General features: G+C 67.7%; 10 protein-coding genes. 7 read left to right on the top strand and 3 right to left on the bottom strand.

All coding sequences use genetic code 11. The features are described 5' to 3' along the window. The first annotated feature begins 71 nt into the window (after window positions 1-71). The 5 genes from ABLE92_RS12520 to ABLE92_RS12500 all read left to right on the top strand — a co-directional run bounded on the left by ABLE92_RS12520 (window position 72) and on the right by ABLE92_RS12500 (window position 5,538). Complete coding sequence (locus ABLE92_RS12520; RefSeq protein WP_348805086.1) at window positions 72-311, top strand: helix-turn-helix domain-containing protein; 240 nt, start codon at window positions 72-74, stop codon at window positions 309-311. 32 nt (window positions 312-343) lie between these two features. After that, entirely contained in the window at window positions 344-1,279 is a 936-nt protein-coding gene (locus ABLE92_RS12515) for a Clp protease N-terminal domain-containing protein (RefSeq protein ID WP_348805085.1), read from the top strand. Between the two features lie 179 nt (window positions 1,280-1,458). Further along, window positions 1,459-3,240: a siderophore-interacting protein gene (locus ABLE92_RS12510; RefSeq protein ID WP_348805084.1), complete on the top strand. Its 1,782-nt coding sequence runs from the start codon at window positions 1,459-1,461 to the stop codon at window positions 3,238-3,240. A gap of 140 nt (window positions 3,241-3,380) precedes the next feature. Continuing rightward, entirely contained in the window at window positions 3,381-4,019 is a 639-nt protein-coding gene (locus ABLE92_RS12505) for a TetR/AcrR family transcriptional regulator (protein WP_348805083.1), read from the top strand. Window positions 4,020-4,143: 124 nt separating this feature from the next. Continuing rightward, the gene (locus tag ABLE92_RS12500) at window positions 4,144-5,538 is read left to right on the top strand and encodes an MFS transporter (protein WP_348805082.1); all 1,395 of its coding nucleotides are present in this window, start codon (window positions 4,144-4,146) and stop codon (window positions 5,536-5,538) included. On the opposite strand, the gene ABLE92_RS12495 is transcribed toward ABLE92_RS12500, so the two are convergent. After that, window positions 5,529-7,109, bottom strand: a complete 1,581-nt coding sequence (locus tag ABLE92_RS12495; protein ID WP_348805081.1) for an aspartate:alanine exchanger family transporter — start codon at window positions 7,107-7,109, stop codon at window positions 5,529-5,531. The two genes, ABLE92_RS12500 and ABLE92_RS12495, sit on opposite strands and share 10 nt — an antisense overlap. Window positions 7,110-7,262: 153 nt before the next feature. Here ABLE92_RS12495 and ABLE92_RS12490 point away from each other — a divergent pair, with 153 nt between their 5' ends. Together ABLE92_RS12490 and ABLE92_RS12485 are read left to right on the top strand one after the other, a co-directional pair. Next, a complete protein-coding gene (locus ABLE92_RS12490) occupies window positions 7,263-8,021 on the top strand; it encodes a hypothetical protein (RefSeq protein WP_348805080.1) in 759 nt (252 codons plus the stop codon). A 69-nt stretch (window positions 8,022-8,090) separates the two neighbouring features. Next, complete coding sequence (locus tag ABLE92_RS12485) at window positions 8,091-8,960, top strand: 1,4-dihydroxy-2-naphthoate polyprenyltransferase (RefSeq protein ID WP_348805078.1); 870 nt, start codon at window positions 8,091-8,093, stop codon at window positions 8,958-8,960. Window positions 8,961-9,219: 259 nt separating this feature from the next. On the opposite strand, the gene ABLE92_RS12480 is transcribed toward ABLE92_RS12485, so the two are convergent. Both ABLE92_RS12480 and ABLE92_RS12475 read right to left on the bottom strand, forming a co-directional pair. Further along, window positions 9,220-10,014, bottom strand: coding sequence for a potassium channel family protein (locus ABLE92_RS12480; protein WP_348805077.1), 795 nt, complete (start codon window positions 10,012-10,014; stop codon window positions 9,220-9,222). Window positions 10,015-10,089: 75 nt separating this feature from the next. Further along, window positions 10,090-11,118 (bottom strand): cellulase family glycosylhydrolase, encoded by a 1,029-nt coding sequence (locus tag ABLE92_RS12475; RefSeq protein ID WP_348805076.1) that lies wholly within the window; start codon window positions 11,116-11,118, stop codon window positions 10,090-10,092. Window positions 11,119-11,161: the final 43 nt, after the last annotated feature.

Raw genomic sequence — 11,161 nt, 5'->3', positions numbered from 1 at the left:
GCGCGTCGTCGCGGAATAATCCTTCGTCAATGATTCTTGACATAGGTAGTCAGTCAAGATAACCTGACACTATGCACGACGAGAACACCGAATCCACCAAGGCTCAGAACCTGGCCGGAGCCGCCGCGAGCGACGACCCGGCACGGGGGTTGGCAGCAGTACGCGCCCTGCGCACACTCGCCGACCACCTCGAGGGAGTGCAGGTGGCCAATGCCCGCGACAAGGGCTGGAGCTGGCAGGCGATCGCAGAGGTCTTGCAGATCAGCCGCCAGGCCGTGCACCAGAAACATTCATCACGCGAGACCCAGTGATGGGGCCCGCACAATCTCTAAGGAGAGCCATCATGTTTGGTCGATTCACTCAAGACGACAAGATGCTGCTGGCCTTTGCCACGCAGGAAGCCGCCGATCTGGGGCACACCCGGCTCGGCAACGATCACCTGATTCTCGGAATGCTGTGCAACGCGCGTTCGCCGCTGTTCGGCATCCTCACCGAGCAGGGGTTGACCCTGGCGGGGGCGCGTGACGCGGCCCGCGCCTACCACGACGAGAACGACGTCGACGACGACACCGCCGCCGAGCAGAGTGCCGCCGACCGCTACGAGGAAGACCGGGAAGCATTGCGCTCCATCGGTATCGACCTCGACAAGGTGCGGGACGCGGTGCGTGACAACTTCGGCGACGACCTCGCCGACGGCTGGGCCGAGCGCCCCGAACGTGGACGCGGTCGAGGCCGCGGCCGTGGATCGCGTGGTCATCGCGGCCACCACGGTCACGGCGAAGGACGCGGCCGTGGTCAGGGAATCTGCGGTCCCGACGCATTCGGTCCCGGCGGTTTCGGTCCCGGGGGCCCGGGCGGACGCGGCGGTTTCGGTCAGGGCGGTCCCGGCGGACGGGGCGGTTTCGGTCAGGGCGGTCCCGGCGGACGCGGTGGCTTCGGTCAGGGCGGTCCCGGTGGACGGGGCGGTTTCGGTCCCGGCGGTCCGGGCGAGGACGTTGACTTCGGTGACGGACCGTTCGAACCGGGCCGCGGCCGGCGCGGACCGCGCGGCCGGGGCATGCGCCCCCGCTTCGCACCCGAGACGCGACAGGCGCTCGAGGCCGCGATCCGTATCGCCCGTGAACGCGGGGACACCACCCTGCGCGGCGAGTACCTGCTGCTCGGCATCCTCGAGACCGCAGACGCCGCGTCGGTGGCCGTGATCACCTCGGCCACCACGGTCGACGATCTCAAGGCCGCGGTCCTCGCGAGCCTTCCCGAGGCGCCCGCCGGCGTCTGACTCCCGTCAGGCCAGGTCAAGCACCCAATCGCAATCGGCCGCACACCACCGGTGTGCGGCCGATTGTCGCGTCCGGACCCCGTCGCCGGCGATCTGCGCGCGGCCACCTCGGCCACGCGCGGTAGCTTAGTGTCACCTAAATAGTTGCCCACGAGTCCGTGACGAGGTGATGCGAGTCCATGAACCGTTCCCGCTACCGAGCCCACCCGTTGGTGCTGCGTTGTGTGCAGGTGCGCCGCGTCGAGGACATCACGCCGCGGATGCGCCGCGTCACCGTCGGCGGCCCCCAACTCGGTGAGTTCACCCGCGACGGCATGACATTCCCCGCGTTCGACGCCCCGATGTTCGACGACCACGTCAAACTCATCTTCGCGCCCGGCGGAGACATCGCCGACGCAGTGCCCCACCAGAGCGAAAACGGCATCGACTGGCGGCCGTCGGAGCATCGTGAGACGCGCGACTACACCCCGCATCACCACGATCCGGCGGCCCTCGAGGTGTCCTTCGACTTCGTCGTCCACACCTCGGATCGACACGCGGGTGGCCCGGCCGAGGCGTGGGCGCGGTCCGCGCAACCCGGTGACGACCTCTGGTTCGTCGGGCCCAAGGCCTCGACGATCATTCCCGATGACGTCGACGAGATGATCCTCATCGGCGATGAGACCGCCGTCCCGGCGATCGACCGATTCTTCACCGAACGGCCCGTCGACGGCCCCGCCCGCGCGATCATCACCATCTCCGATTATCGTGCCCGTCAGGACATCCTTACTCGCACAGGGGATTCGGTCACCTGGGTCCTCGCTGAACCCGGCGATCGGGACGCCTTCACCGCGGCGGTGGCATCCGTGCCCGCGCCCCGCGGAGTCGGTTACGTCTGGGCCGCCGCGGAAAGCCGTGCACTGCTAGCGCTTCGACGACACGTCAACCGGGACTGGGGAATTCCCAAGTCGCACAGCGATATCACCGGCTACTGGCACATCCGTGACGATCACGGTGTCGATGCTGTGGCAGAGGCGGACACGTCGACCTCGCCTGCCGAGATCGGTTCTCCCGTGCCGTGGTTGGCGACCCGCGCGGCACTGAAGCTGGGACTGCTCGATGCTGTCGCCGCGGGCCCCCGCGACCGCGGTGAACTCGCCGATTCCCTGAATGTGGCTGCCGCACAGATCGACCCGGTGATCAACGTGCTGCTGGATGTCGCGGTTCTACGTCTGGACGGCGACAAGGTCGCGGTCGGGGAGTACGGCGAGCGACTCGTCGACGATGACCACGCCCGTGAGGAATTCGACAGCCTCTATGCCGATCAGGTGCTCGCGCTCGCCGGACTCGCCGACGCCGTCACCGCGCGACGGTCGGCGTGGGAACACAGCACGGATACCACCTTGCGCCGGCATGTCGCATCCGCGGCGGATCGCTACGACGAACTGGTCGACGAGGCCGACGGCCTGACCTTCCTGATGCCCGCTCTTGCTCGACTTCCTTTGTGGCGCGGATACTCCGACATTTCCATCGGCGGCCCGGCCGCACTCGTCGTCGCCGACGGGCTGCGCGACGGCGGCGTCAAAGCATCCATGCGGATCGTCGAGGAGGCGGAACCGCTGTCTGCGCTCCGGCGGGCAGATTCGCAGGGCGACAAGGACTTCGGTGAGGAGTGGACCCGCACCGACGTGATGGTGCTGGCGAGCGCATGCGAACACCGCACCGACGACGAGGTGATCGGACACCTACGGGAACTCGTCGAGATCGCCGACTCGCTGATCCTCGTCGAATCGACCGAACCCGACGCGCTCAACACCCGCGCCACCGAAATGGCCCTGGTGCACCTCGGCGCCGTCGGCGTCCCCCCGCGCACCCAGGTCGACATCGAGCGGCTCACCACCGCCGCCGGCTGGTCGATCGTCACCTCCACGCCACTCGGGTGGGGCGTGGACTGCATCGAACTGACACCGACCGAGAGCTGACCGCTCGCCGACCGGTCGCTGACCCCGGCATCGTTGACGGCGCTCTCTCACGCGTTGACAGCGCTCGCGTGAACGTCGACAGCGCTTTCGAATGCCGTGAATCGGTGAATCGTGGCCACCACTGGTAGAAATAGGGCACCATGCCCCCGGCCCCGTCCCTGACCCGTGACGCCATCGTCGACGCCGCCATCCTCATCATCGAGCGCGACGGTGTCGACGGCCTCAGCATGCGCCGCCTGGCGGCAGAGCTCGGCTCCAAGCCGATGACGCTCTACAATTACGTGGCCAACAAAACCGAACTGCTGCAACTGGTTCTGACCGAAGTGGCGGCACGAATCCCATGGGTCCGGCCCGACGGTCCGCCGCGTGACCGGATGATCGACGTCGCGGTCGGCATGTACGACGAACTGGCGCGCATCTCCTGGATCGTCCCGATTCTGCGTGACGGGACCACCGTCGGCGCACCTGCGCTGGTCCTTGCCGACACCTTCGTCGAGGCCGCCCTGGAGCTGGGGGTCGACGAGGTCGAGGCGATGTCGGCCTGGCGCGCGGTGTGGTACATCGTCGCCTCCGAACTCCAATGGCAGGACACCCTCGCGCGCCGCACACCGGGCGAGAAGTCGTGGCATCAGACCATCGATCCCGCCGATCTCGTCGACGTCCCGACGATCGCGCGCCTTCTGCCGCACCTGCCTGAGTACGCGGCACAGTTCCGGGTTCGGGACGCCGTGTCGGCACAGGTCGACGGGGTGCTCGCGCGGGCGTCGCGAGGCGCCTGAGCGCTGTCAACGGCGCGGTGGCCCCTCCCGCTTTACCTCCGGCAGAACTTAGTCTACCCTCACGTACGCATACGTAAACGTACGCGTACCGAAACGCGTCGCGTACCCCCGAACGGAGGTTCCCGTGACCACGCCGTCGACGTCCGTCGCCGCGCCCGCACACCATCGGGCACTCATCGCGACGATCTTCTCGCTGCAGTTCCTCGTCGCGCTCGACATGTCCCTGGTCAACATCGCGCTCCCGCAGATGCGTAGTGACCTCGGATTCAGCGCCGCCGGACTGCAATGGGTGGTCACCGCCTACCTGCTGACCTTCGCCGGTCTGATGCTGCTCGGCGGACGCCTCGGCGACCTCTGGGGACGACGGACGGTCATCCTGGCCGGCCTCGCCCTCTTCGCGGTGGCCAGCATCGCCGGGGGGATGGCGACGGGCCCGGCGCTGCTCGTCGGCGCCCGCGCACTGCAGGGCGTCGCCGGGGCACTCCTGGCGCCCGCATCCCTCGCTCTCGCGTCGAGCATCGCCGACCCGGCCGTCCGCAAGACGGCGATGGCGTTCTGGGGTGGCGCGGGAGCCGCCGGAGGTGCGGTCGGCGTCGTGCTCAGCGGCGTCCTCACCGACTGGTTCTCCTGGCGTGCAGTGCTGTTCGTGAATGTGCCGATCGTCGCGATCGCCTTCGCCGCAGCGCTGCGCGGTGTCGCGCACGAGCAACGGCGCGATGCCGGACGCCTCGACGTCCCGGGTGCCGTCCTCGTCACCGCAGGCGTCGGTGCGCTGGTCTACGCGGTCAGCTCCGGCGGCGACCACGGCTGGTCGTCGGCGCCCACCGTCATCGGATTCATCTGTGCGGCAGTACTACTGATCGGATTCGCTCTCATCGAGAGATTCGTCACCCACCCGCTCATGCCACCGCATCTGATGGCCGCCCGTAGTATCCTGGGCGCCAACATCTTCGGATTCATGCTCGCCGCCGGCCAACTCGCGGCATTCTACTTCGCCTCACTGTTCGTGCAGACGGTCTGGAATGTCGAATCCGACATCGCCGGACTACTGTTCCTGCCGTTCTGCGGCGGCGTCGTCATCGGCATCGTGGTGTCGAGCCGGATCGCACCGATCATCGGTCCCCGCAACAGCATCGGGGTTCTCGGTCTGCTTGGCGCCGTCGGGCTGCTGCTGTTCGCGCTGATGCCCGACGAGTTCGACTTCTGGCGCGGAATCCTGTTGCCGTCCATGGTCGCGGCCATCGGTATCGGCGGATCGATGGTGCTCGTCGGCGCCGTCGGCACCGCCGGCGTGCGCGACTCCGACGTCGGCCTCGCCTCCGGCGTCCTCAACAGTTCCCGGCAACTCGGCGGCACCATCGGCCTCGCGATCCTGGTGACCGTCGCCGCGCACTCCACACTCCCCGCCGACGGCTTCCGGACCGGATTCGCTTTGGGCGCAGCGTTTCTCGCGTTCGGCACGGTGATCGCATGGTTCGTGCTACCCCGCACGAACCACCAGCACGACGCTCAGAAGTAGACCACCATGATCTGCGCCAGTAGCACTTTCACGATCATCGACACCGGGAAGAGCACCGCATACCCCAGCGCCACCCGCTGATCGGGAACCTTACCCATCGCGAACGCATACGGCGCCGGATTCAGTTGCGACCCGGTCAGACCGCCGAGCGCCCGCGCCGTCCCGTAATGCAGCACGGTACGCAGGCCGACGACGCACACCAGGGCGTGTGCCAGGGAGATCGTCAACCCCAGCACCACCAACTGAATACCGTTGTTGCCCAAAGCCGTCACCAACCCGGCTCCGGCGCCGGTGCCGACCGCCACCAGAAACACCAACAGCGAGTACTGATTCAAGGTGTTGGCGACGTTGCCCGGCAATGTCCACACCACCGGACCGGTGCGGCCGAGCGCGCCCAGGATCACACCGACGATGAGAGGCGCTGTGGCCGTGCCCAATACGAGCGTGCCGCCTCCGGGCAGCGGGATCTCGACGAACGCCAGCATCAGACCGATCGTCAATCCCAGGCCGAGGCCGATCGGATTGATGTCACCGGCGGCGCGTTCGGAATCACCGAGTTCGGTGGCGATCTCGGCGAGCCGATCGCGGTGTGCGGTCACCCGGAGACGATCCCCGCTCTGCAGCACCAGATCCGGCGTGGCGATGATGTCGACGTCGCCGCGACGCACCCGGCTGACCACCGCGTCGAACCGCTCCTCCATCCGTAGCTCCTGCAACTCACGGCCCACCAGCCGCGGATTCGACAGGGTGATCCGACGAAAGTCGATGGCACTGCGATCCATCCACGGTTCCGACGCCGCGGGCCGCCCCAACTCGTCGACGATCGATTCCGCCACATTCTCCCGCGCCGTGATGGTCACCAGGTCGCCGGGATACAGACGTTCGGACTCATGCGCGACGACGGTCTCCGCGTCCCGGGTCAATCGCGAGATGACCGCCGAAAACCGTTGGGAGAAATCGTGAACGGTCAGGCCCGGATCATGCACGATCTCCAGGGTGCGCACCACGATCGGCGGGAGCTTCTCCCGGTCCTCGGCGGTCGGCTTGCGTCTGCCGGCCGAGATCAGATACGTACACGCCAGGATCGTCAGGAACACCGTGATCGGATACGCCACGGCGTAGCCGATCGCGGGTTGCGGTGGGATGGGGCCATCGCCGGCGAGTTGCTCCTGCACGGCGCCGAGCGCGGCGGTCGCGGTACCCGCACCGGCGAACGACCCGGCGATCGTCCCGATGTCCAGCCCGAAGGCCTTGCCCACGCCGAGCGCGGCGGCGGCCATCGCGATGATGGCGGTGATCGACACCAGCACGGGTTTCCAGCCGGTGCGAATGGCGTTGACGAATGACGGCCCCGCGGCGATTCCGACGACATAACAGAACACGCACAGCGACAGGCTCGTCACGATCGGCGGCAATGACACATCGGAGTCGATCGCCGACAACGCGAGCGCGACGAACAATGCGCCCGCCGGGCCGAAGGAAACGGGGCCGAACGGGATTTTCCCCACGATGCATCCGACCCCGACGCAGAAGAACAGGGTGAGAAGTGGGCTGTCGACAAACCAGTGCATGAACTGCTCCCGACGTGAGTTCGAAACCTCTCACAGATCACCACGTCCATCACCCGATGGCAAGGGGCGCCGAAATCCCACCAGTCTCATCATTCACATCTATGCTGGGCGAAAGTCCCTGCCCCTACGTTCGACCGAAGGGGATGATCGTCGATGTCCCGACGACGGCAACGCGCACTCGCCGCGATCGGACTTGCCCTGATGGCGACGCTGACGGCATGCGGATCACCCACCCGACCACCCGAGAATCCTGCGCAAATGGTCACGCTCGACGACGAAACGATCCCCGCCCAATTCGACATGACCTACCGCTGGATTCCCGGTCCCGTCGTCGAGGTCAATGGCCCGGAGGGCACATTCGTGCGTGCCTTTGTCGAATCCTTCGAATTGGCCAACGCCGGGGAATCCCTGCAGTGGGGATATCCCGGTTTCGCCGATGCCGCGCCATCGAATATTTCCCAGATGATCACCGTCTATCCACCCGAGGTGTCCCCGACGGAGCCCGGCGTGGGTACCACCTTCTACACCGCGCTGCGCCGCGAGGACAGGGCCGACTGGACGCGAATCGTGTTGTGCCGATACAGCTATCAATCGGTGCGCGGCGCCGACAGCCCCAAGTGGCGATCCCGGACGATGCCCGCCCGCCCGGTCGAGATCGACCTCGTCCGCACCGGCGCCACCCCACCCGCCCGACCCACCGGCCCCGGTCGTACCACTGGCCGCAACGTCTTCGGCGGCTGGTATGTCACCCGCTTCGACTTCATGGCGATCTACCCGACACCCACCGCCGACCAGCACGCCTGCGACGCCGCGACGCCGGCCGACCTGCCCCGCCGCGAACCGATCGACCAGTCCCAGCCCTGGCCGACGATGCCACCGAGCCCCGGCTGGGCGACCGCGCCGCAGGTGTGACCGATCCCCTGGGAACTCGGCGTCGACGTCGCGTCGGCCGCCCGCACCGGCCGTGGCACGATCAAGGGCGTGGCAACCCCAACCCAGTGGATCGCAGGCGCGCGACCCCGAACCCTGCCCAACGCGATCGCCCCGGTGGTCGCCGGTGTCGGCGCAGCCCTCTACGTCGGCGACGTCACCTGGTGGAAGGCGGTGCTCGCGCTGCTGGTGTCCGTCGCCCTGATCATCGGGGTGAACTTCGCCAACGACTACTCCGACGGCATCCGCGGCACCGACGATGAGCGGGTCGGGCCGATGCGGCTGGTCGGGTCCGGGGCCGCCGCACCCGGGGCGGTCAAGGCCGCCGCGTTCGCCTGCTTCGGGTTCGGTGCTGTCTGCGGTCTGATCCTCGCGGTCACCACCGCGTGGTGGCTGGTGGTGATCGGTGCCGTCTGCATCGCCGGCGCCTGGTTCTACACCGGCGGATCCAAACCGTACGGCTATTACGGACTCGGCGAGATCGCCGTGTTCACCTTCTTCGGCCTGGTCGCGGTGCTCGGCACCCAGTACGTCACGTCGGGCCGCGTCGACTGGGTGGGCCTGGTCTGCGCGATCGCCGTCGGCGCCATCTCCACCTCGGTCCTGGTGGTCAACAACCTCCGCGACATCCCCAGCGACACCGAATCCGGCAAGATCACCCTCGCCGTCCGGCTCGGCGACCGCGCCACCCGCGTCCTGTTCGTCGTCCTCCTGTCGGTGCCGCTGATCGCGAGTCTGGTGCTCATCCCCGCCACCCCATGGGTGTTGATCGGGTTGGCCACCGCACCGTTGATCGTCGTCGCCGCCCGCCCGGTCCTCCGACACGCCACCGGTCCCGGTCTCATCCCGTCGCTGGGTGCCACCGGCATCGCGATGCTGGTCTGGTCGATCCTCACCGCGGTCGGTGTGGCCCTGGCCTGACGGGCCTGTAGCGGATCACTCGATATAACTGGGATGGCTCAGCGGTCTCGCGTCAATAATTGTCGTGAGTGGTCGTATTCATCCCGGTTGTATCGGCATCGGCGCCCGCGACCCCGCTTCCCGTGCCGCATCGATTGCTGCAGCATGCGGGTCTCGTCCTGTAGCGCGTGGTCGGTGCTCGCCGCGGTCGGTGTGGGCCTGGCTTGACGGGCCTGTAGCGGATGAGCCGATATAACCGGGATGGCTCAGCGGTCTCGCGTCAATAATTGTCGTGAGTGGTCGTATTCATCCCGGTTATATCGGCATCGGCGGCCGCGACCCCGCCTTCCGCGCCCAACGATTCCCGCAGCATGCGGATCTCGTCCTTCAACTCGCGGATCTCGGCGGCGGTCGCGGCCCGGCCGGCGTCATCCTCCTCGGCAACCCGCTCGACGATCCACGACGCGATCGTCGCGGTGACCACACCGATGAGACTGATCCCGCCGATCATCAGCAGCACCGCGACCACCCGTCCGGTGATCGTCACCGGCGCGAAATCCCCGTAGCCGACGGTGGTGACGGTGACGAACGACCACCACACCGCATCCCCGAACGACGTGATCGTCGCGCCCGGACGTCCCCGTTCGGCGTCGTACACCGCCAGGGATGCCACATAGATCAGCAGGATCGCCGTCGCGGAGGTGTAGATCGCGACCCGACCGCGGATCGCACCACCGAGCGCCTTCTGCAGCGCACCGACCAGGATAACCAAGCTGACCAGCCGCAACGGTCGCAGGATCGGCAGGACCACGACCGCCAGATCGAACAGGTGCCGCACAAACCAGCGTCCCCGATCCGGGGTGATCGACAACCGCACGAAGTAGTCGACGACGAACACCAGCCACGACAACCCGACGACGATCCCGATACCGAAGGAGAACAGCCGACCGGGATCGCCGAGGACATCCACCGAGTACGCGATCAGGAACAGGGCGGCGATGATCGCCAGCGGCCATTCCGCACGTTTCTCCCACCCGGCAAGGAGATCGAAGCGCTCCTCGCGCGATCGTGGCATCCCATGTCCTCACGTCGGGTGAACTGTCATCCGAATCGGTCGGCCCACGGTACCTGCCCGGTCCGACATCGGTGATCACTCGGCGGGTTCGGCCTCCGGGATGTCGCTCGGGCCGGACTCCGAGGACTCCGAGGGCTCCGACGGCTCCGAAGAGGTGCTCGGAATCACCTGCGCATCGAATTCGGGGACCTCGGGGACCGCGGGTTGCTCGTTCGGCGTCACCGGCGCATGGGTTTCGGAGGTGCTCGGCTCCGTCGTGGTCGTCGACGTCGTCGAACTCGATTCGGCAGCACCGCCGCCACCGCTGCCCGCGTCGGGGGCTTCGGAGGTGGTCTCGGCGGGCGGGGCGGGTGCGGTGGTCGCCTCGGTCGGGGCGGACGGAATGGGTGTCGACGGCACCGGGCTCGCCGGATCGGTCGCCGCCGGGGCGGCCGCGGACTCGGGGTCGACGGAGGCGACCTGGGCGGCAAGGGTCTGCTGGGTCGCGACGAGCGCGGTCGGGTCGGTGGCCTGGATGGCGGCCGTCGCCGCGACGAGCAGATCCATCACCGCGCCGGGTTCGGTGCCCGCAACACCGAGGGAACTCCACACCTCGTATCCGCGGACCTTGCCCCGATACCGTTTGGCCAATTCGGCTGCGAAGGCCGCGAACTCGTCGATGCGCGGGGCGTCGGTGTCGGTCTCGCCCGCCGACCACGGTGAGGTGACCCCCGCGACGATCACCACGTTCATGCCGCGCGCCTGGGCCCCCTCGACGATGTCGTCCAGGCGTGACCACGCCGCCGAATTCTCGCCATCGGCCTCCAGATACTGCCACGGCGCGCCGACCCGGATGTCGGTCACACCCAGCGCACTCAGGTTGTCCAGGGTCGCGTCGAGGTCGGCGTCGGAGATCCGGTAGATCTTGTCGTCGACGACACCGAGTTGGGTGGGTTCGGCCCCCATCGAGGCCAGCGCGACCTGCAGGTCGGTGCTGGGTGCCGACGCGCTGGTGTCGACGCCGGGTACCGCCCACACCGTGGTGCCGACCATCACGCCCGCTATCCCGGCCATTAGCACACCCGCAGCGACGCGGCGCGTCAGCGGGGTGAAACTCGGCATCATGACGGGACTTTCTCAGGTGCGATAAGGACGTACTCAGGATTGT

Origin of the sequence: Gordonia oleivorans, from assembly GCF_040044975.1 — a bacterium.
In the GTDB taxonomy this organism is placed as follows: Bacteria; Actinomycetota; Actinomycetes; order Mycobacteriales; family Mycobacteriaceae; genus Gordonia; species Gordonia oleivorans.
The sequence above is the reverse complement of the archived record's forward strand: the minus strand, read 5'-3'. Positions and strand labels throughout refer to the sequence as shown.